The organism is Pueribacillus sp. YX66 (assembly GCF_041725775.1).
In the GTDB taxonomy this organism is placed as follows: Bacteria; Bacillota; Bacilli; order Bacillales; family UBA6769; genus Pueribacillus.
Genome location: NZ_JBEUEL010000001.1, coordinates 60,558 through 81,662, shown reverse-complemented (window position 1 = coordinate 81,662; position 21,105 = coordinate 60,558). Strand labels below are relative to the sequence as shown.

Annotated in this window: 20 protein-coding genes, 1 tRNA gene, 1 other RNA gene and 1 pseudogene; 3 read left to right on the top strand and 20 right to left on the bottom strand. The window is 40.2% G+C overall.

Features of this window, described 5'->3' with window-relative positions; genetic code table 11:
• Positions 1-145: 145 nt before the first annotated feature.
• From ssrA to rpoN, 11 genes are all read right to left on the bottom strand, one after another.
• Positions 146-508: a transfer-messenger RNA gene (ssrA, locus tag ABU914_RS00410) on the bottom strand.
• A gap of 162 nt (positions 509-670) precedes the next feature.
• Positions 671-1,141: an SsrA-binding protein SmpB gene (gene smpB / locus ABU914_RS00405; RefSeq protein WP_379667773.1), complete on the bottom strand. Its 471-nt coding sequence runs from the start codon at positions 1,139-1,141 to the stop codon at positions 671-673.
• A 110-nt stretch (positions 1,142-1,251) separates the two neighbouring features.
• Positions 1,252-3,522, bottom strand: a complete 2,271-nt coding sequence (gene rnr, locus ABU914_RS00400; protein WP_379667772.1) for a ribonuclease R — start codon at positions 3,520-3,522, stop codon at positions 1,252-1,254.
• 101 nt (positions 3,523-3,623) lie between these two features.
• Positions 3,624-4,373 carry an alpha/beta hydrolase gene (locus ABU914_RS00395; protein ID WP_379667771.1) on the bottom strand — a complete coding sequence of 250 codons (750 nt, stop codon included), beginning with the start codon at positions 4,371-4,373 and terminating at the stop codon, positions 3,624-3,626.
• Positions 4,374-4,471: 98 nt separating this feature from the next.
• Positions 4,472-4,705 carry a preprotein translocase subunit SecG gene (gene secG / locus ABU914_RS00390; RefSeq protein WP_379667770.1) on the bottom strand — a complete coding sequence of 78 codons (234 nt, stop codon included), beginning with the start codon at positions 4,703-4,705 and terminating at the stop codon, positions 4,472-4,474.
• 81 nt (positions 4,706-4,786) lie between these two features.
• Complete coding sequence (eno, locus tag ABU914_RS00385) at positions 4,787-6,073, bottom strand: phosphopyruvate hydratase (RefSeq protein WP_379667769.1); 1,287 nt, start codon at positions 6,071-6,073, stop codon at positions 4,787-4,789.
• A 19-nt stretch (positions 6,074-6,092) separates the two neighbouring features.
• Positions 6,093-7,628 (bottom strand): 2,3-bisphosphoglycerate-independent phosphoglycerate mutase, encoded by a 1,536-nt coding sequence (gpmI, locus tag ABU914_RS00380; protein ID WP_379667887.1) that lies wholly within the window; start codon positions 7,626-7,628, stop codon positions 6,093-6,095.
• Positions 7,618-8,388: a triose-phosphate isomerase gene (gene tpiA, locus ABU914_RS00375; protein WP_379667768.1), complete on the bottom strand. Its 771-nt coding sequence runs from the start codon at positions 8,386-8,388 to the stop codon at positions 7,618-7,620. Before tpiA ends, gpmI begins: the two co-directional genes overlap by 11 nt.
• A gap of 40 nt (positions 8,389-8,428) precedes the next feature.
• Positions 8,429-9,613, bottom strand: a complete 1,185-nt coding sequence (locus tag ABU914_RS00370) for a phosphoglycerate kinase (protein WP_379667767.1) — start codon at positions 9,611-9,613, stop codon at positions 8,429-8,431.
• A gap of 312 nt (positions 9,614-9,925) precedes the next feature.
• Complete coding sequence (locus ABU914_RS00365) at positions 9,926-10,177, bottom strand: glutaredoxin family protein (RefSeq protein ID WP_379667766.1); 252 nt, start codon at positions 10,175-10,177, stop codon at positions 9,926-9,928.
• 15 nt (positions 10,178-10,192) lie between these two features.
• A complete protein-coding gene (gene rpoN / locus ABU914_RS00360) occupies positions 10,193-11,527 on the bottom strand; it encodes an RNA polymerase factor sigma-54 (RefSeq protein ID WP_379667765.1) in 1,335 nt (444 codons plus the stop codon).
• 130 nt (positions 11,528-11,657) lie between these two features.
• Here rpoN and ABU914_RS00355 point away from each other — a divergent pair.
• From ABU914_RS00355 to clpP, 3 genes are all read left to right on the top strand, one after another.
• A tRNA-Arg gene (locus ABU914_RS00355) sits at positions 11,658-11,736 on the top strand.
• A 159-nt stretch (positions 11,737-11,895) separates the two neighbouring features.
• Complete coding sequence (locus ABU914_RS00350; RefSeq protein WP_379667764.1) at positions 11,896-12,846, top strand: DMT family transporter; 951 nt, start codon at positions 11,896-11,898, stop codon at positions 12,844-12,846.
• A gap of 133 nt (positions 12,847-12,979) precedes the next feature.
• Positions 12,980-13,564 (top strand): ATP-dependent Clp endopeptidase proteolytic subunit ClpP, encoded by a 585-nt coding sequence (gene clpP, locus ABU914_RS00345; protein WP_379667763.1) that lies wholly within the window; start codon positions 12,980-12,982, stop codon positions 13,562-13,564.
• Positions 13,565-13,782: 218 nt separating this feature from the next.
• On the opposite strand, the gene motB is transcribed toward clpP, so the two are convergent.
• The 9 genes and pseudogenes from motB to trxB form a co-directional block, all read right to left on the bottom strand.
• Positions 13,783-14,535, bottom strand: coding sequence for a flagellar motor protein MotB (gene motB / locus ABU914_RS00340; RefSeq protein ID WP_379667762.1), 753 nt, complete (start codon positions 14,533-14,535; stop codon positions 13,783-13,785).
• The gene (gene motA, locus ABU914_RS00335; RefSeq protein WP_379667761.1) at positions 14,510-15,316 is read right to left on the bottom strand and encodes a flagellar motor stator protein MotA; all 807 of its coding nucleotides are present in this window, start codon (positions 15,314-15,316) and stop codon (positions 14,510-14,512) included. Before motA ends, motB begins: the two co-directional genes overlap by 26 nt.
• 365 nt (positions 15,317-15,681) lie before the next feature.
• Positions 15,682-16,057: pseudogene (locus ABU914_RS00330) on the bottom strand (RNA-guided endonuclease InsQ/TnpB family protein); the annotation flags it as partial.
• Between the two features lie 27 nt (positions 16,058-16,084).
• A complete protein-coding gene (gene tnpA, locus ABU914_RS00325; RefSeq protein WP_379667760.1) occupies positions 16,085-16,489 on the bottom strand; it encodes an IS200/IS605 family transposase in 405 nt (134 codons plus the stop codon).
• A gap of 192 nt (positions 16,490-16,681) precedes the next feature.
• Complete coding sequence (locus tag ABU914_RS00320) at positions 16,682-16,942, bottom strand: HPr family phosphocarrier protein (protein ID WP_379667759.1); 261 nt, start codon at positions 16,940-16,942, stop codon at positions 16,682-16,684.
• Between the two features lie 16 nt (positions 16,943-16,958).
• Complete coding sequence (gene whiA, locus ABU914_RS00315) at positions 16,959-17,906, bottom strand: DNA-binding protein WhiA (RefSeq protein ID WP_379667758.1); 948 nt, start codon at positions 17,904-17,906, stop codon at positions 16,959-16,961.
• Positions 17,907-17,919: 13 nt separating this feature from the next.
• The gene (locus ABU914_RS00310) at positions 17,920-18,876 is read right to left on the bottom strand and encodes a gluconeogenesis factor YvcK family protein (protein ID WP_379667757.1); all 957 of its coding nucleotides are present in this window, start codon (positions 18,874-18,876) and stop codon (positions 17,920-17,922) included.
• Positions 18,877-18,882: 6 nt separating this feature from the next.
• Complete coding sequence (gene rapZ / locus ABU914_RS00305; protein ID WP_379667756.1) at positions 18,883-19,764, bottom strand: RNase adapter RapZ; 882 nt, start codon at positions 19,762-19,764, stop codon at positions 18,883-18,885.
• Between the two features lie 348 nt (positions 19,765-20,112).
• Positions 20,113-21,057, bottom strand: coding sequence for a thioredoxin-disulfide reductase (gene trxB / locus ABU914_RS00300; RefSeq protein ID WP_379667755.1), 945 nt, complete (start codon positions 21,055-21,057; stop codon positions 20,113-20,115).
• Between the last annotated feature and the right edge of the window lie 48 nt (positions 21,058-21,105).

Here is a 21,105-nt window from a genome sequence, read left to right as displayed (position 1 = left end):
AATCTATTAAAAGGTGATCACTACATTTTTGAATACGTAAGATTATTTGTAGATGAAATTCAATGAAATAAAAAAAGCGCCGAAAACCTTATTAATCAAAGGCTTTGACACTTTCTGATGTTGTTTAAAATCCGATTGAATTATACTATGGAGACGGAGGGAGTCGAACCCTCGTCCAAAGGCATCGCCACTTGAATATCTACGAGCGTAGTCAGCATATTAGTATTTCGCAAACCATTCGGCCTGCTGACAGGCTTCCAAGCTGCTAGTCTGATTCGTCTCTTCCTTCAGCCTCAGACGGCGACTTCCGGCGTAGCCCACTAAGAGTGAGTCCCTGGCCCTACCACATGGGCGATGGAGGGAGGAACCGCTAAAGTGCTATTAAGCAGCTAAAGCGAGGTTATTGTTTTCTTTGCCAGTTATTATTGGCATTGGAGGGATTAACGAGTTCTCCAGCTCGGCTCGCAATCCAAGCTCGACCTACCCCTGTCGAATCCAAAACGTCCCCTTGATAAAATAATAAACGGAGAGATTTTAAAGTTGCTCATTGGGACTCCCATTGGTGGAATAGGTTATGACGCAACGTCAAAGCCCCAAATCCTCATTTAGAGTGCACTTTTTAGTATAACACGAAAAAGCTTAAATTCCAAATGAAAAACTTTCACTTTTTTTACATTTTTTGACGTTCGCGAAACGCGCGTTCAATTTCGCGTTTAGCTGCTTTTTGCTTTAATTCTTCTCGTTTATCGTATTTCTTTTTCCCTTTTCCGACTCCGAGCAATACTTTTGCAAAGCCATTTTTGATATAGAGCTTCAATGGCACGATCGTGAAACCATCTTCTTTCGTTCTGCCAATTAGCTTATCAATCTCTTTTCTATGCAACAAAAGCTTGCGTGTGCGGAGTGGATCGTGATTATAGCGATTCCCTTGTTCATACGGGCTAATGTGCATGTTAAGTAGCTCGACTTCACCATTATGAATTCTCGCATACGAATCCTTTAAGTTAACGCGTCGCGCACGGATCGATTTAATTTCGGTTCCCTTCAGCACGATGCCCGCTTCATACGTTTCTTCAATAAAATAGTCGTGCCTCGCTTTTTTGTTTTGAGCGATGACGTTATTTTCTGCTCCTTTTGACATGCTAATCCCCTCCCTTTAAAACGGTTATTAATTGTAGCAAAAAAATGTGTGAAAATCAAAAGAAAACCCCAAATGACGAAGGCAAACGACCTCCCGGGGTCTTCCAATGCTTACCGCTTTCGTTTTTTCTTTTTCGCAACGTTATAATAAAAAGGTTTCACTGATTGCTTAGCTTTTTTACCATTTCGTTGAGACCTTTTACCACCTTGAATGACAGTTGGCACTTGTTTCTTTGGCCTACTACGTTTCGTTTTCATGCCAACAACTTCGAAATCAATGGAATGTTCTTCGATATTCACTTGCAAAACACGGACACGTATTTGGTCCCCGATGCGAAATACATTTCCTGTCCGCTCACCGATCATCGCATAGTGCCGCTCCTCATAGCGATAATAATCATCCGTTAAATAACTGACATGTACTAGACCTTCAATCGTGTTTTCTAACTCAACGAAAATCCCAAAGTTCGTCACACCACTAATAATCCCATCAAACTCTTCACCAATTTTATCTTCCATAAATTGTGCTTTTTTCAAATCATCCGTTTCTCTCTCGGCATCAACAGCAAGCCGTTCACGCTCTGATGTATGGTTTGCAATCTCTGGAAGCTTTTCGTTCCAGCGCTCCTGAGTCGCACGATCGATTTTATTTTCGAATAAATACGTACGGATGAGCCGGTGAACAATTAAATCTGGGTAACGGCGGATCGGCGACGTAAAATGCGTGTAAAATTCAGTTGATAATCCAAAGTGTCCGAGACTTTTCGGATCGTATTTCGCCTGTTTCATCGACCGAAGCATAACCGTACTAATCACAGCTTCTTCAGGTTCATTTTTCACTTCTTCTAACAGCTGTTGCAATGCTCTAGGGTGAACATCACTCCCTGTTCCTTTCACGGTATATCCAAAATTCGTAAGGAATTCAAAAAACTTCGTGAGCTTTTCCTCATTTGGTTCTTCGTGAATCCGATATAAAAACGGAATATTTAACCAATGGAAGTGTTCTGCAATCGTTTCGTTTGCACAAAGCATAAATTCTTCGATGAGCCGTTCCGCGATGGAACGCTCTCTAATCACGACGTCAACCGGATTACTTTCTTCATCAACAAGAACTTTCGCTTCATTAAAATCAAAGTCTATTGCTCCGCGTTTCATTCGTTTATGACGTAGGATCTCAGCTAGTTCACCCATCGTTTCAAAAAATGGCACGAGCTCCGCATATGTTTCTAAAACCTTGTCATCTTCTTTCTGTAAAATTTTTCGTACATTTGTGTACGTCATCCGCTCTTTCGAACGAATAACACTCGGAAAAATATCGTGTTGAACGACGACACCTTCTTGCGTAATTTCCATTTCGCACGAGAGTGCAAGCCGATCTTCATGAGGGTTTAAACTGCAAATTCCATTCGATAATCGGTGCGGAATCATCGGAATGACACGGTCAACTAAATAGACGCTCGTCCCGCGTTCATATGCTTCTTTATCAAGAGGCGAGCCTTCTAATACATAATGAGACACATCAGCAATATGGACACCAAGCAAATAATTGCCGTTATCCAACTTCTTTACATTGACGGCATCATCTAAATCTTTTGCATCTTCTCCGTCAATCGTTACGATCGTTTCGTCCCGTAAGTCGCGGCGACCAACGAGGTCATCTACATTAATTTTGTCCGGTGTTGCATTCGCTTGTTCCATCACTTCTTCTGGAAAATCGCGCGCAAGTCCGTATTTGTAAATAATTGACAATATATCAACACCAGGATCATTTTTATGACCTAAGATGTCAATGACTTCACCTTCGGCACTCATCCTGCCTTCAGGGTACTTCGTAATTTTCACGAGTACTTTATGACCTTCAACTGCACCTTTCGTCGCTTCTTTCGGAATAAAAATATCGTTCGGAATCCGTTTATCATCAGCGACGACGAAACCAAAGTATTTGCTGTCAGAATACGTACCTACAATTTCTTTAACTCCACGCTCGACGATCCGTATGACGACACCTTCAGGATGAGAACCAGAAGTTTTTGGATTTAAACGAACGATAACGGTATCTCCGTTCATAGCTCCTTTTAAATCAGACTCAGTGACGTACACGTCTTCCATACCGGAATCCTCAGGAATAATAAATGCAAAACCTTTCGGATGACGCTGGACTTTTCCTCTTAATAAATTCATCCGTTCGGGCACACCGTAGCGATTTGAACGCGTGCGAACGATAAATCCGTTATCTTCTAAATAATTTAACGTTCGGACAAAGTCTTTAAATTCACTCGAATCCTGTAATCCGAAAGCTTCTTCTAGCTCCCGAACTGTAAGTGGCTTATACGCTTCTTCGCGCATAAACGCTACAATCTGTTCTGCTTTCTCTTTGTTCATGTTTCTCCCTCCTTTTCACTTCAATAAACGCCAATTAATTATGTTAAACTGGCATAATCAAACAAGAACAACGTCGTGACTCAACAGATTGATGTCTCTCTTTATTCTACTGACCAATCAAGGCTTTCAAGAAAATTAAAAACATCTTCATGCAATTGGTCTTTTTCTTTTCCATGTGTAATGACGTGTGTCGATTCTTCGTACCATTTTAATTCCTTTTTCTCAGAATTGATCGTATTGTAAATTTCGTCCGCACTCTCGATCGGAATAAGTTCGTCTAGTCGAGCTTGTACAACAAATGTTGGTACCGTGATCTTATGTAGGTTTTCTCTTACATCTAAATTGAGTGCTTGCAGTCGATTTAACGTATTCCACGGTGTTTCGCGAAACGCTTCAATTTCTTTTTCGACTTCGTCCTTTCCCTTTCCTTGCAATTGTTTGTATTGTTTCGCATAGCTAACGAGCCGGTTAAACATCCTTTCATCACTTTTAAATGTCGTCGGGGCACACATTGGAATAATCCCCATTACATTCAAAGTGTAACCTATTTTAAGTGAAAAAACCCCTCCAAGCGATAAGCCACAGACAGCGATTTCATCATAACCTTCTTCTTTTAAAAATTGATACGCTTCCGTCACATCTTGCCACCAATCTTCCGGACCTGTTTTCACAAGTTCTTCAGGTGGAACGCCATGACCTTTGTAAAGCGGGGCATGACACGTATACCCTTGTTTTTGTAAATAGCGTCCAAGCATTCGTACATCCGCAGTATTCCCTGTAAATGCATGCAATAAAAGAACAGCTCGTTTTCCAGCTTTAAATGTAAATGGTTTCGGTGGGACAATCCGCAATGTTCCTCTCCTCCTCAAATTGTTTCTCTAATAATTTCCCCAAAATTTCACATAAAAAACAGCAGGATAAGTAAACCTGCTGTTAGGATATCCATTATTTATGATACAAAATACGCTACAGCCATTGCCAGTAAAAAGAACAGGACAGCGAGGACGATCGTCAATCTATGTAATAGTGCATCGATGCCACGTGCTTTTTGTTTTCCAAAAAGCTGTTCAGCGCCACCGCTAATCGCGCCGGATAATCCCGCACTTCTACCTTGTTGTAATAAAATGATTGCGATTAATGCTAACGCAACGACTATGAGTAACACTGTAAAAAACGTTCCCACGCAACTTCCCTCCATTAACAGGACTACTTCTACTAACTGTAGCAAAAAAGGAGACCGCTGTACAGCGATCTCCGAAAAAAATTATTTATGAAGGTTATAAAATGCACGTAGACCAACATATTCTCCAACGGCATCAAGTTCATCTTCAATGCGCAAAAGCTGGTTATATTTTGCGACACGATCTGTACGGGATGGTGCACCTGTTTTAATTTGTCCCGCATTCATTGCAACCGCAATATCGGCAATCGTGCTATCTTCTGTTTCACCTGAACGGTGTGAAATAACAGCCGTATAACCCGCACGTTTTGCCATTTCAATCGCATCGAACGTTTCCGTTAAAGTACCGATTTGGTTCACTTTAATTAAGATGGAGTTTCCAACACCTTTTTCAATACCTTCTGATAGTTTTTCTGTATTCGTTACGAACAAGTCGTCACCGACGAGCTGTACTTTATCTCCGAGACGTTCCGTTAGCTTTTTCCATCCGTCCCAATCGTTTTCATCAAGACCGTCTTCAATCGATACAATGGGGTATTTAGAAATCAATTCCTCATAATAATCAATCATTTCTTCCGATGTTTTTACAAGCCCTTCACCAACTAGATGATATTTTTCGTCTTTGTACATTTCTGAAGAAGCGACATCCATTGCAAGTTTCACTTCTTCATCCGGTTTATATCCCGCTTTTTCGATGGCTTCCATAATCGTTTGCAACGCTTCTTCGTTCGACGATAAATTTGGTGCAAAGCCACCCTCATCGCCAACCGCTGTATTTAAACCTTTTTCTTGTAAAACAGCTTTCAATGAATGGAAAATTTCAACTCCGCATCGCATCGCTTCACTAAACGTTTCGGCTGCAACCGGCATAATCATAAATTCTTGGATGTCAACGTTATTGTCCGCATGCTCGCCGCCGTTTAAAATATTCATCATTGGAACGGGCAATTGTTTCGCATTAAAACCACCTAAATACATGTAAAGCGGGATGCCGAGTACATCTGCAGCTGCACGAGCGGTTGCCATGGATACACCGAGAATTGCATTTGCACCAAGTTTGGCTTTATTGTTCGTGCCATCAAGTTCTAACAATGTTTCGTCTACGCCAAGCTGATCTAAACCGTCAAGGCCGACAAGTGCAGGCGCAATCACTTCATTTACGTTTTCAACAGCTTTTAAAACACCTTTCCCAAGGTAACGATCGTTGTCCCCATCTCGAAGTTCAACCGCTTCATATTCACCAGTCGAAGCTCCGCTCGGAACGAGCGCTCTTCCGATGGCTCCAGATTCTAAAATTACTTCCACCTCTACAGTTGGGTTCCCACGTGAGTCGATCACTTCACGACCATACACATCTACAATGATTGACATCGATATCACTCCAATAATTTTATTTTATTAAAGAATTTCCGGTCATTTCAGCAGGTTTTTGTACTTGCAATAAGTCAAGCAATGTCGGAGAAAGATCAGCGAGAATTCCTCCATCACGGAGTTCGATCCCTTTTTTCGTAACGATGACAGGGACAGGATTCGTCGTATGAGCTGTCATCGGTTTGCCGTCAAGTGTAATCACTTCGTCTGAATTTCCGTGGTCAGCGGATATAACTGCAACTCCACCTTTATCAATGATACGATCAACAATTTTTCCGAGACACTCATCAACAGCTTCAACCGCTTTAATCGTTGGCTCAAGCATACCTGAATGCCCGACCATATCTGGATTAGCAAAGTTTAAAATAATGACATCAAATCGATCTGCATCTAGTTCAGCGAGCAGTGCATCTGTTACTTCATATGCACTCATTTCAGGTTTTAAATCGTACGTAGCTACTTTCGGTGAATCGATGAGTATCCGTTTTTCGCCTTGAAACGTTTCTTCTCTGCCACCACTAAAAAAGAATGTCACGTGCGGATACTTTTCTGTTTCTGCAATGCGAAGCTGAGTGAGACCTGCTTCCGACACGACTTCACCTAACGTATTTTTTAAATCGAGCGTGTTAAATGCAATCTCCCCTTGAACGGTATCACTATAATGTGTCATACAGACGTAATGAAGATCATATGGGAACTTATCACCGCGTTCAAATTCTAAAAACGATTCATTCGTAAACACTTGCGAAAGTTGAATCGCACGGTCAGGGCGAAAATTCGCAAACACGATCGCATCTCCGTCACTCACTGTCGAAATTGGTGTTCCATCTGTATTCGTCATCACAGTCGGCAACATAAATTCATCCGTTACTCCGCCGGCATATGCATCTTCAATCGCTTTAACTGGGTCAAAAGCGTTTTCACCTTCACCATATACGATTGCACGATATGCTTTCTCAACGCGATCCCAACGCCGGTCCCGGTCCATCGCATAATAACGCCCAGACAAAGTCGCTAATTCACCAATACCAACTTCTGCAAATTTTTCTTGGAGCTGTTCAACATATTCGATAGCTGACTTCGGCGGAACATCACGCCCGTCTAAAAATGCATGGACGTATACCCGTTCAACACCTTCGTCTTTCGCTAATTGAAGTAGAGCAAACATATGGTCAATATGACTATGGATGCCACCGTCGGAAAGTAAACCGAATAAGTGCAAACTTGTCCGGTTTTTCTTAACGTGCTTCGTTGCATTTAAAAACGCTGCATTGTTAAAAAATTCTCCGTCACGAATCGCCACATTAATTCTCGTTAAGCTTTGGTACACGATACGCCCTGCCCCAATGTTCAAATGACCGACTTCTGAATTTCCCATTTGACCGTCGGGCAAGCCGACTGCTTCACCACAAGCGGTTAATGTCGTATGCGGATATTCATTCCAATACCGATCAATATTTGGTTTATGCGCTTGTTTAACAGCATTCCCTTTAACCTCATCACGTAATGCAAATCCGTCTAAAATAATGAGGGCAACAGGTTGTTTAGTAGTTATTGACACGTTGCACAGCTCCTAACAAATGTAAAAATTGGAGTGCTTGTAAACTTGCACCACCTACGAGCGCACCGTCAATATCCGATTCAGCTAAATAATCATCGATATTGTTTTCATTCACACTCCCACCATATTGAATGCGAACTCGGTTTGCTACACCTTCCGAAACATTTTCTTTTATAACGTTGCGAATAAACTGACAAACAGCATTCGCTTCAACTGGTGACGCACTCTCTCCCGTTCCGATCGCCCAAATTGGCTCATATGCAATAACAGCCTTTTCTACATCTGATTGTGATACACCGGAAAAGGCTCGTTCAATTGATTTACGAATCACAGCTTCTGTATCCCCAGCTTTTCGCTCTTCGAGCGTTTCTCCGACACAAACAATCGGCGTAAGTCTATATTCAAACGCCGCTTTTACTTTTTTATTTACAGTCTCATCCGTCTCCGCAAACATTTCTCTCCGCTCGGAATGACCGATAATCACATAATCCACACCGAGTGCTTGCAGTTGATATGGGCTAATTTCTCCTGTAAATGCTCCTTCTTTCTCCCAGTGCATCGTCTGTGCTCCAATGTTCAAATCAGTTCCATCCGCCTCTTCAACAAGCGTGGATAACGCTAGTGCTGGTGCACATATGACCACATCTACTTCGTTTGGAGAAGGAATCGCTATTTTTACTTCATTTGCGAAATGTTTTGCTTCCTCAACTGTTTTATTCATTTTCCAATTTCCGGCAATTATCGGTTTTCGCACGACTTTCACCTTCTTTTGTTCATTTATACGTTGTCCTACCTTACTTATCATCAAGTGCTTTTACGCCTGGAAGTTCTTTACCTTCCATAAATTCTAATGATGCACCGCCACCGGTTGAAATGTGATCAATGTGTGCGGTATATCCAAACTTCTCAATCGCTGCAGCGGAGTCGCCACCGCCGACGATTGTATACGTCTCAGTTGCATCTTTTAATGCTTCCGCGACTGCTTTTGAACCTTCAGCAAACGCGTCCATTTCAAATACACCCATTGGGCCATTCCAGACGGCAAGCTTCGATTTTAAGACGACGTCACGGTAAATAGCTCCCGTTTTTGGACCGATATCAAGTGCTTGCCAACCATCAGGAATGTTTTGAATGGAGACAGCTTTTGTATTTGCATCGTTGCTAAATGCGTCAGCAACAACAACGTCTTCAGGCATATAAAACGACACTTGTTTGCTTTTTGCCTTTTCAAGCAAATTTGCAGCCAATTCAATTTTATCTTCTTCAAATAGTGAATCTCCAATTTGAAGCCCTTGTGCTTTCATAAATGTATTGGCCAGACCGCCACCGATAATTAAATTGTCAACAATATCGAGTAAATGGTCGATGACGTTAATTTTATCTTTCACTTTTGCTCCACCGATAATCGCAGTAAATGGTCGATCTGGATTTGTTAATGCTTTGCTTAACGCATCGATTTCTTTCTCCATTAAAAAACCAGCGATCGCTGGGAGTCGCTCTGCAACACCTGCAGTTGATGCGTGCGCCCGATGGGCAACACCAAAAGCGTCGTTTACATAAATATCAGCCATATTTGCGAATTGCTCTACGAGTTCAGGCGAGTTTTTTTCTTCACCTGGATGGAAGCGAACGTTTTCTAGCATGACGATTTCGCCTTCTGACAAGTTAGAAGTTGCTTCATCTACTTGGGCTCCATACACTTCATTCACTTTAGTAACGCGACGCCCCGTTAATTCCCCAACTCTTTTAGCGACAGCATCAAGACGTAACTCTTCAACTATTTTCCCTTTAGGACGGCCGAGGTGGCTCGCCAAAATTAATTTCGCGCCTTGTTCACACAAATATGTAATCGTCGGCAAAGAAGCTGTTATTCTCGTATCATCAGTAATTGATCCCTTTTCCATTGGAACGTTAAAATCGACGCGACAAAAGACTTTTTTCCCTTTCCAATTCATATCATGCAGCGTTTTCTTATTCAAAAAACGTACCCCCTCTATTGACCTAAACCAGTAGTGACATGAAATCCCTTCACTATTCATACCACAAATTCAATGAGATTTACATGCAGGATTGTCACAGTTTGTAAAACTGTGCCTTTATTATTCTTTGAAAAACGACATTTTTCATCGTTTACACTGCTTCTTATTATACGGTTATTAAATTCTATTTCGCAACTGTGAAATCTGTGAGAAATTCCGAACATCCCACCTCGCTTTGACAAATAGATTTAGACTCGTAAATAGACGCACACAAAAATATAAGCTTACCTTAAGCGGTAAGCTTCCAATCCTTCATTTATTTTGAAACATTTTTTCAAAAGCTTCGTTCAAATTGTGCTCATCAACGATGCCTTCCACAATGACCTCACCGTTTACTTTGACGACAGGAATACGAAGGTGGTATCGCTCCAACAATGCATCGTTTTCGTAAATGTTCATTTTTTTAATAGAAAGCTCCCACTTTTTTTCAAGTGCTCTTAACGCTTCTTCTGCATCATCACATAATGGGCAATTGTTTTTCGTATATAATGTAACATCAGTCATTTCATTTTATCCTTTCTATTGGAAACGCTTTCGTTTTGCGGATGATGGGATGTGCAACTCTTCACGGTACTTTGCTACCGTTCTTCTTGAAATCGCTATCCCTTCACGTTCTTTTAAAAGATCCGAAATCTTTTGGTCTGATAACGGTTTTTGTTTGTTTTCTGATTCAATTAGTTTCACGATTGCGTGTTTGACCGCGGTTGAAGAAGCTCCGCTTCCATCGGAAGATTGAATTTTTGATGTAAACATATCTTTTAATTCAAAAATACCTTTCGGGGTTTGGATCACTTTTTGTCTTACAGCACGGCTCACTGTAGATTCATGCACCCCAATCTGCTCGGCAACTTCTTTTAACGTCATAGGTTTTAAATAGGCTAACCCTTTTTCAAGAAAATCCGTTTGCTTTTCTACAATGGCCTCTGTCAGCATTTGTAGCGTAAGTCTACGTTGTTCAATACTACGAATGAGCCAAAGCACTTTACTATGTTTTTCATGCATATATTTCTGTGCCTCGTCTTTTCCTGTTTGTGATAACATGTATTGATACTGGCGATTTAACTGAACAGTCGGCAACATATAATCGTTGACGATGACACGATAGCCATCATCGCCTCTTTCAACGGTGACGTCAGGAATTAAATATTTCGTCGTCTCATCGCTAAATGCCGACCCTGGCTTCGGGTCAAGCATACGTATAAGATCAGCCGAGGCTTGAATGTCCGCCAATGTGACATCATACTTCTTAGCAAGTTCTGCCCACTTTTTGGTCGCCAATCGTTCCAAATCATCCTTCACAATCCATTCTGTTAGTGGACTGCGCTCTTCCAAATTTTCAAGTTGCCAAAGCAAACATTCTTGTAATGATCGAGCTCCGATTCCGATCGGTTCAAACTGGCGAAACAACTCGAAGGCAGCTGCAACCTCTTCTTCATCTATTTTTAATATTGTTGCAGCATCTTCAAGCGAAATCGTTAAGTATCCTGCATCGTCAAGGTTTTCAATTAAAAACACGACGATTCCTCGCTCATGCTTAGGAAAAGACAACTCGTGCGCTTGTTTTAGCAAATAAGCTTGTAAATTTTCTTCTTTATTATGAAAATAATCGACAGGATTATCGTTTTCATTGTCTGAATCGTGCGATGACGATCCATTTGAATAGCTCTGGTAATACAACGCTCCGTCGTCAGATTTATCTTCTTTTAATTCTAATAACGGATTTTCTAACGCTTCTTCTTTCAAGAAATCGAGTAATTCAGTGTTCGAGTATTGTAAAATCGAAATCGCTTGACGGAGTTCAGTCGTCATGACGAGCTTTGTTGTCTGTTTTTGAAATAAACCAATTTCCAACATCATCACGCCCTCCTTCTTAATATATTACTATAGAAGCACTTGTTACAGTTCGACTTTTTTCGAAATAATAAATGACATCATTTGACATTGCAAACTTGTTTTTTTTCAAGTATAATGAAGAATGCAGTTTGCGCTCGTAGCTCAGCTGGATAGAGCGGTGGTTTCCGGTACCACGTCATGCAGGGGTTCGAGTCCTCTCGAGCGCGCCATACATAAAGTATAATTTGATGAAATGTATTAAGCGACAGCTTATTTTTATTCTTACATAATGGAAAAAAGCGGATGATTTAATCAGCCGCTTTTTTTGTACATAAAAAATATACGTTTGAACTTTGACTTGCTCCGTATATGATGAAATGGGGTTCAGTATGAATAGAGACTCTCGATGGATTGGATATGTATATGTCCTTTTAGGTGCCTCATTTTGGGGTGTTGGCGGGACGGTTGCTCAACATTTGTTTCATAATGAAAACATGTCCGTTGAGTGGCTCGTGTCATTTCGTCTCATCGTCTCGGGCCTTATGTTGCTTACGATCGCAGGACTAAGAAAAAAGAAAATGAACGTCATTCGCATATGGTCAAATCGACAAGATGCAATTAAATTGATCGTGTTTAGTCTTTTAGGAATGCTCGCCGTTCAATACACATATATGATATCCATCCAATTAGGTAACGCTGCGGTCGCAACATTGCTTCAATATTTAGCACCAATTTTTATTATGATTTATTTAATTATAAATAAAGTGACCCTACTTCAACGTAAAGAAATCATCGCGATTTTGCTTGCACTAACGGGAACTTTTCTACTCCTTACAAACGGGTCTGTCCATCATTTGTCTGTCCCAATCGGCGCAATCATTTGGGGTATTTTATCGGGAATTGCCCTCGCCTTCTATACCCTTTATCCGAAACGCTTACTTGATAAGTGGGGTTCACTAGCTGTCGTCGGTTGGGCTATGCTCATCGGCGGAAGCTGCCTTGCTCTTTTTTACCCACCTTGGGAGGTCGACATGACCGACTGGACGATTTCGACCGTTGGTTATTTAATTTTTGTCGTTATTTTCGGTACGATGTTTGCCTTTTGGTTTTATCTTGAAAGTCTTACGTATTTAAAACCTCAAGAAACGAGCTTGCTAGGAACTGTTGAGCCACTCACTGCAATCATCACTTCAGTTTTATGGTTACAAATTCCGTTCGGCATCTTTCAACTGATTGGCTCGGGTTTGATTTTAACGAATATCATTTTTTTAACAATCTTTCCAGACAACAAGCCATTAATGAAAGACGTTTTAAAAAAGAATGTTACGGGAAAGATGTAGACGGAGACTTTATCAAAGCATTTTTTAAATTAAAAGGAAATTTTAGCAAACTTTATATTTGACCTATCTTGACCTTTTAGTTATGATGGAACTACATAAAGTGCTTTTTGAAATAAAAGGAGGATGAACGTATATGCATTTAATACCTACAGTCATTGAACAAACGAGCAGAGGAGAACGTGCGTATGACATTTACTCTCGCTTACTGAAAGACCGCATCATCATGCTTGGAAGTGCAATTGACGATACGGTTGCAAACTCAATCGTCGCACAGCTTTTATTTTTAGCTGCCGAAGATCCTGATAAAGATATTTCTCTTTACATTAATAGTCCTGGTGGTTCAATCACGGCGGGAATGGCGATTTACGATACGATGCAACACATTAAACCTGACGTATCCACGATTTGTATCGGATTGGCTGCTTCAATGGGATCCTTTTTATTAATGGCTGGTGCAAAAGGAAAACGTTTTGCTCTTCCAAATAGTGAAGTCATGATTCACCAGCCTCTTGGTGGCACACAAGGGCAAGCTGCTGATATTGAAATTCATGCGAAACGGATTATTCAAATGCGTGAGAAACTTAACAAAATCTATGCTGAGCGTACAGGTCAATCACTCGAAATCATTGAACGTGATACCGACCGAGATAAGTTTTTATCTGCTGAAGAAGCGAAAGAATACGGACTCATTGACGAAGTCCTTTACGAGACGAAATAAAATACTCACCTTTCTTTAGATGAGTATCAAGTAGACAAAGTCAAAAAAAGCGACTTTGTCTATATTTTTTTAACGATTAACAGAGAGAAGAGAGACACTTTATTAATGAGCACAAACTCTATGGCAACGTTTATGCTCATACAACCTGTACTTCAGCCACGATGGATGAAAGTGTTCCTCAACGAGTTGAACTCGCCCAACAAGTAGGGCGAGTTCGCTTATTCTTCATTAATTTTCAAGTCATAGTTTGGAGTGATTAACACTTCAACCCGGCGATTTTTCGCACGGTTTTCTGCAGTATCATTGTTTGCAATCGGCCGATATTCCCCGTATCCTTTTGCACTTAAATAATCGGGCTCAAGATTATCATTTTCCAACAACACTTCCATAAAATGAATTGCACGCATCACACTTAGATGCCAATTTGAGCTATACGCTGCATTATGAATCGGAACGTTGTCTGTATGACCACTTATCGTTACATGCCGTGGCGGATCAGATACGATAAACTTGGAAATTTCGACACCTAATTCATGAGCTTCTTTTTTTACATCAGCACTACCAGAATCAAATAATGCATCATCTAAAATTGTAATTTGCAATCCTTCGCCTGATAAATTTGTCGTTAAACGGTTCGTTAAATCGTGACTTTGAATATATTCATCAATCCGTTTCTGCAACGCTATTAATTCTTCCAGTTCATTCATCGCAGCTGTATCATGCAGTTCACTCGACATTTCGTCAGGTACAATTTGCTCATTAGGGCTCGGATATTCCATAATCCCAGAACTCGATGTAAATACACTACTTAACGACTGGGCAAGGTCACGAAACTTGGCAGCATCTAATGAACTCATCGCAAACAGTACGATAAACAATGCGAGTAGCAAAGTGAGCATATCTGCGTAAGGAAGAAGCCACGACTCATTCATTCCTTCGTTTTCCTTATGACGCTTCCTGTTTCTTGCCATATTCTTCCCCCTCTTTGAGCAAGCTTGCACTTTCATTTAAAGGGAGATAGCTCGCTAACTTTTCTTGAATCGCTCTCGGCGATTGACCATTTTGAATCGATAAAATACCTTCAATCATAATTTCACGAATGCGAATTTCTTCTTTTGATTTCCGTCTTAATTTGTTAGCAAACGGATGCCATAATACATATCCAGAGAAAATTCCGAGCAACGTAGCGATAAATGCAGCTGCTATCGCTTCACCAAGAATATCAAAGTTTGCGATATTACCTAAGGCAGCAATGAGTCCAATCACTGCCCCTAACACTCCAAGAGTCGGTGCGTACGTACCCGCTTGTGAAAAAATTTGTGCTCCTGCTTCATGCCGTTCTTCCAATGCATTCAGTTGCTCATTCATCACGTCGCGTATAAACTCAGGTGACTGTCCATCAATGACGAGTTTCATACCATTGCGCAAAAACGGATCTTCAACTTCACCTACACGACCTTCCAAAAACAAAATCCCTTCTTTTCGGGCTAAACTTGCCCACTCCATAAACAGTGGGATTAAGTCTTTAATTTGCGGCACTTTTTGTTCACTAAAAATCACTTTAAAAAGCTTTGGAATTTTCTTTAACTCTTTTCCTGGAAAACCGATAGTAACTGATGCAATCGTTCCTAAAAAAATAATAATCACAGCAGCGGGATTAAAAATAACGAGAGGGCTAATTCCTTTAAGTGCCATCCCAACCCCAACAGCTATAATGCCAAAAAGAATTCCAATTAAAGATGTTCTATCCATCATAAACTCCCCTAACATAAAAGAAGGTGATTTATTTTATCACTTGCTTATAATATCGGTTCTTTTTTTTATTTCTTTAGCTTTTTAATTAGATTTTGTCGAAAAGTGCATAAAAAAGCAGTAACCCAAACTTTTAGGTTACCGCCATTGCTTTTGCTCATGTACGAAAAGCGCACACTACACCCGACCTTTCTCTACGACTGATACGAAGTGCTAGAGTTAACGTTTCAATAAAGTAATTATGTGAACTGCTCCCACCACTTACCACCCTTACGAGTCGCTTGAAGTGGGGGCTTCTCGGGTCATCCCATCTAACGACAGGAAATTGATCAAGCTAACCTCCTCGTTCCGAAAGTTATCATTCTTTATGCTAATAAGCGCAATCCTTCATTTTTGATATTAATTGCTGAATTGTAATCACGATCCAATACAAAGCCGCAAGAACACTTATACACACGTTCAACAAGAACATTTCTTAGTGGAAGGAAACCACTTATCAATTTTCACAAGCTGTTTCCCTTGTTCTTTTAGCTTATACTCTAAAAAGAGCGTCAACATACCCCAACCATTGTCGTGAACACTTTTTCCAAAATTGAGGGCTTGGGACATTCCTTTCATATCTAACTCCTCAATGATCACGGCATCATAAGTTATTGCCAATTCTTTTTATTTGTGATGAAGAAAGTTATTACGCTGATTCGCTGTCTTTTCATGTAGCTTGGCTACTTTTAGGCGTTGCTTTGTTTTGTTTGCTCATATCAAATCACCTCACTTTTGACGTTGATTTTCAATATATGTGTTTATAACATCGATTGGAGCGCCTCCTGTTCCTGTTGTAAGCAGACAAAAACTTCTTGACCAAAACATTTCTTTCCATAGCTTTTTTCTAATTTGCGGAAAGTTTTTCTTTATCAATCGAGAGCTTGCGCTTTTATAAGCGTTAATGAATTTCGATAATTCAGAATTAGGATGTGCTTTGAATAGAATATGGATATGATCTTTATCATGATTCCACTCCATCAAAGTAATGTTGTATTTACTACCAATCTCAATGAACATCTCTTTAGCAAAATCAGATGTTTCATTAGTGAACACTTTTCTTCGATACTTCACAACCAATACAAGATGATAATATAGCGAGAACACTGAATGATTATTATTATCTAATTTCATTGATACATCAATCCTTTTATCTATCTAAGACTGATGATATCAAACCATTTGGCTAAAGCCAATCGAAATTCATCTCCCACCTACTCATTGGGCTATCGCCCTGCACATTCCTTGAGGATGGGAGACTTCTTTCGGAAATTAAGTTAAATCGGCATCTTTGTACTTTTGCACATGAATTGACGTCGTGTCTAATTATATTGTCTCTTTACTTATAAATGCTGTCAGTGCCTCAAGCGCTTCCTGTTCATCATTTCCATCAGCTTCGAGTATAACTTCTGTACCTGATGCTAGCGCCAAACTCATAATACCCATAATACTTTTTGCATTCACTTTCTTTCCATCTTTCGTTAAAAAAATTTCACTATGAAACTTATTCGCTTCCTGTACGAAAAGTGCAGCAGGTCTCGCTTGTAGACCCGATTTTAGTTTTATAACGACCGAACTCTCAACCATAGTTTTTTTCCTCCTTTTATTTCATTTCAATCGATTGTCCGTTACGGATTTTATCAGCTAGTTCATCAATTTTTCGTAACCTATGATTAATTCCAGATTTACTAATTGATTTACCTTGAACGGCTTCACCAAGTTCTTTCAACGTCATATCTTGATGTTTTATACGTAATTCAGCAACTTCTCTAAGCTTATCTGGCAACACGTCCAAACCTACTTCACGTTCAATGAAGCGAATATTTTCCACTTGCCGCATCGCTGCTCCGACTGTTTTATTTAAATTGGCGGTATCACAATTCACAAGTCGGTTTACAGAGTTTCGCATATCTTTCATAATGCGAATATCTTCAAAAAAAAGCAAAGCTTGATGCGCGCCAATAATATTTAAAAAGTCGGTTATTTTTTCGGCTTCTTTCAAATAGACGATATAGCCTTTTTTTCGTTCTAACATTTTCGCATGAAGTGAAAACGAATTCATCATATCACGTAAAGACATTGTGTGGTCTTCATATAATGATGCAATTTCAAGATGATACGACGTTTCAGGATGATTAACCGATCCCCCTGCAAGAAATGCCCCTCTTAAATATGCGCGTTTACAGCAAGACCGCTGAAAAAGCTCACGATTTACGGTACGATTAAGCAAGTACTTTTCACCCATTATATCGAGTTCTTCAAGTAGTTTTAGCGCATTTTGTTTCACGCGTACGATGTATACGTTATTTTTCTTCAATTGCATTTTTTTGCGAACGAGAAGTTCTGTATGGTAACTAAACGCAAATTTGATAAGCGAATAAATTCTGCGTGCAATCGCCGCATTTTCTGTCGGAATATCAAGGCTAAACTCTCGGTTACTGACAGAAAGTGAGCCATTCATACGAATGAGTGCAGCGAGTTCTGCACGCGCACAACAATCATTCGGGTCAAGCTGCGTCAATTCTTTTTTCGTTTCAGAAGCAAATGACACAACATTCCCCTCCTTACGTAATCAATGACAATAAAACATTTGACACTTTGTTCATATCATGACGGATCAAATTGTTATCGTATTGAATGAATGTACCATTTATTATGTCATAACCTGATGATTTCAATCTGTCCAAATCACATTTAACTGGTTTTGCCCCTTCTAACGCATACAATGCTGCAATGTCTTCAGGGATCGGGGCATCATTTACGATGATCGTATCAACGAGTGTGTTCCCGACGTGAGCCGTTAACGCTTGTACGTGATCGCTTGCACAATAGGAATCAGTCTCACCTTGTTGTGTCATCACATTACAGATATACACTTTTTTCGCTTTTGCTTTTTTAATTGCATCTGCAATCCCCGGGACAAGCAAATTTGGCAAAATACTCGTATACAAACTTCCGGGACCAAGTACAATTAAATCTGATTCAGCAATGGCTTTCAATGTTTCTGGTAATGGCTTAATATGATTCGGTGTCAAAAACACTCGCTTAATTTTTTTCTCTGATAAAGGAATTTTTGATTCACCGGTCACAATTGTTCCATCAGACATCGTCGCATTTAGGACGATGCTTTGATTTGATGCAGGTAGTACTTTTCCTTTTACGTTAAGAACACGGCTAAATTCGGTAATTGCTTTAAAAAAGTCTCCAGTAATATCGGTCATCGCAGCAATAATTAAATTTCCGAGCGCATGACCCGACAAACCATTTCCATTTTTAAAACGATGCTGCATTAAAGCATTAAAAAGGGGCTCTGCTTCCGATAGCGCTAATAAGACGTTTCGGATATCGCCTGGGGGAGGAATGTTTAACTCATCGCGCAATCGGCCAGAACTCCCACCATCATCAGCAACTGTTACAATCGCAGCAAGATCGAGAGGTAATGTTTTCAGACCTCTCAGCAATACGGAAAGACCGGTCCCTCCCCCAATAACAACGACCTTCCGCATCTTTTCAGTATTCATTGAAACTCAACCATTTCCTTTCTCAATATCACGGTGGGTAATACGTGTGTGATAGTCTTTCGCAAAGACTTTTCCAATATGTTCAGCGAGTGCAACCGAGCGATGTTTACCGCCCGTACAACCAATTGCAACGATTAGTTGACTTTTTCCTTCACGCTTGTAGTGCGGCAACATAAATTCAAGTAAATCAATCATTTTATCAACAAACTCTTTCGTCTCTGGCCATTTTAAAACGTAAGACGAGACATCTTCTTCTAAACCCGTTCGTGGGCGCAAAGATTCTATATAATGTGGATTAGGAAGAAATCGAATATCAAAAACGAGGTCAGCATCGATCGGAAGCCCATATTTAAAGCCGAACGACAACATATTCACGATGAAAGAATTATCCGACTGTGGCATAAAATATTGACGAATGCGCTCACGGAGCTCTAACGGCTTTAAATTCGTCGTATCGATAATTAAATTTGCATGTCCTTTCAATGTTTCAAGCATACTCCGTTCTTTTTGAATCCCAGTTAGTGGCGCCTGGCTTCGTGCAAGCGGGTGAGAACGGCGAGCTTCCTTATAACGCCTGACAAGTGTCGTATCATTCGCTTCTAAAAATAAAATTTGTGCTTTTAACCATTTATATCGATTTAAGTCGATAATCGCATCAACGAGTGAATCAAAAAAATCGCGACCTCTTAAATCCATCACGAGCGCAATTTTATTCATTTTGCCCCGTGATTCTTCAATGAGCTCGATAAATTTTGGAAGTAACGCAGGCGGTAAGTTATCGATACAAAAGTAGCCCATATCTTCAAAACTACGCATTGCAACCGACTTTCCCGCTCCGCTCATACCAGTTATAATTACAACATGTATATCGTGCAGGTCTTCCATCATGTTTCATCCTCAACCTTAGAATCTATTTAAATTATACTATGATTCATTGACAACAACAATTCGAGACTTTGAAATTGTGTGAAATGTGACTAGGTATATGAGCACAAGAGGTAGACGTTCAGTTTACACTCAGAAGGCCTCTAGATTGTTGGACGGAAAAAGTATGTTCATAAAAAAAGGGCACGGAAAAATTCTTCCGCACCGCTCCAAGATGTATAACTATAAAAGGGGGTCAATTTCACAGTTATTAGTATACCGAATGTATATGTCAGACGCGTTACAGTAACGTTAAAAAACTGTGATTAAGTAGACGTTTTGCAGGGAAGTCCTTCGACCTAGCTTCCGTCGTTATACACCCGCTTTTTCTTTTAGCGTCTCAATATACTTTTGGGCGGCTTCTGCCGCAATACTGCCATCACCTGTAGCTGTAACAATTTGGCGAAGCATTTTATCACGAATGTCACCCGCTGCAAAAATTCCAGGTACAGATGTTTCCATATTATCATTCGTAACGACATAGCCTTCTTCATTTGTAATGTTTAAATGCTTAAACGAATCATTTAATGGAAGCATCCCAATGTAAACGAAAACACCACTTGTATCAAACTCTTGTTCTTCACCTGTTTTTGTATTGACGATTAAAACACTGCTAACCTTTCCATCCTTTTCCTTAATCTCTTTCACCGTATGGTTCCAAATAAATTCTATTTTATCATTGTCAAATGCACGTTGCTGTAAAATTTTTTGCGCACGCAGTTCATCACGACGATGAATGATCGTCACTTTTGAAGCAAAACGTGTTAAATAGACACCTTCTTCAACTGCTGAATCCCCGCCACCAATCACAACAATTTCTTGATTTTTAAAGAACGCCCCGTCACATACAGCGCAATAAGACACTCCGCGACCAGTTAAGTCTGCTTCACCCGATACACCAAGCTTTTTATATTCTGCACCGGTTGCGATAATGACCGCTCGTGCTTTATATTGTTTATCACCAGTTATGACCGTTTTATATTCTTCACCGTCACGAATTTCATGAATATCACCATACTGGTACTCTGCACCAAACTTTTTAGCGTGTTCAAACATTTTGTTTGATAAGTCCGGTCCTAAAATGTGATCAAATCCGGGGTAGTTTTCAACATCTTCTGTGTTCGCCATTTGACCGCCAGGAATTCCTCTTTCAATCATCAATGTCGATAAATTTGCACGAGATGCATAGACAGCTGCAGTTAATCCAGCTGGACCCGCACCTGCAATAATAACGTCATACAGTTTCTCTTCACTCATTTCATCTCACTCCCTCAACACGTCAATACTACCTTTATCGTATAAAAT

Coding starts and splice junctions, on each gene's coding strand:
- smpB (WP_379667773.1), bottom strand. CDS start 1,141: ATGTCAAAAGGAGCAGAAAATAACGTCATCGCTCAAAACAAAAAAGCG.
- rnr (WP_379667772.1), bottom strand. CDS start 3,522: ATGAACAAAGAGAAAGCAGAACAGATTGTAGCGTTTATGCGCGAAGAA.
- eno (WP_379667769.1), bottom strand. CDS start 6,073: ATGTCAATCATTGTAGATGTGTATGGTCGTGAAGTGATCGACTCACGT.
- ABU914_RS00365 (WP_379667766.1), bottom strand. CDS start 10,177: ATGACTGATGTTACATTATATACGAAAAACAATTGCCCATTATGTGAT.
- rpoN (WP_379667765.1), bottom strand. CDS start 11,527: ATGTTGGAAATTGGTTTATTTCAAAAACAGACAACAAAGCTCGTCATG.
- ABU914_RS00350 (WP_379667764.1), top strand. CDS start 11,896: ATGAATAGAGACTCTCGATGGATTGGATATGTATATGTCCTTTTAGGT.
- clpP (WP_379667763.1), top strand. CDS start 12,980: ATGCATTTAATACCTACAGTCATTGAACAAACGAGCAGAGGAGAACGT.
- motB (WP_379667762.1), bottom strand. CDS start 14,535: ATGGCAAGAAACAGGAAGCGTCATAAGGAAAACGAAGGAATGAATGAG.
- motA (WP_379667761.1), bottom strand. CDS start 15,316: ATGGATAGAACATCTTTAATTGGAATTCTTTTTGGCATTATAGCTGTT.
- tnpA (WP_379667760.1), bottom strand. CDS start 16,489: ATGAAATTAGATAATAATAATCATTCAGTGTTCTCGCTATATTATCAT.
- ABU914_RS00320 (WP_379667759.1), bottom strand. CDS start 16,942: ATGGTTGAGAGTTCGGTCGTTATAAAACTAAAATCGGGTCTACAAGCG.
- ABU914_RS00310 (WP_379667757.1), bottom strand. CDS start 18,876: ATGAATACTGAAAAGATGCGGAAGGTCGTTGTTATTGGGGGAGGGACC.
- rapZ (WP_379667756.1), bottom strand. CDS start 19,764: ATGATGGAAGACCTGCACGATATACATGTTGTAATTATAACTGGTATG.
- trxB (WP_379667755.1), bottom strand. CDS start 21,057: ATGAGTGAAGAGAAACTGTATGACGTTATTATTGCAGGTGCGGGTCCA.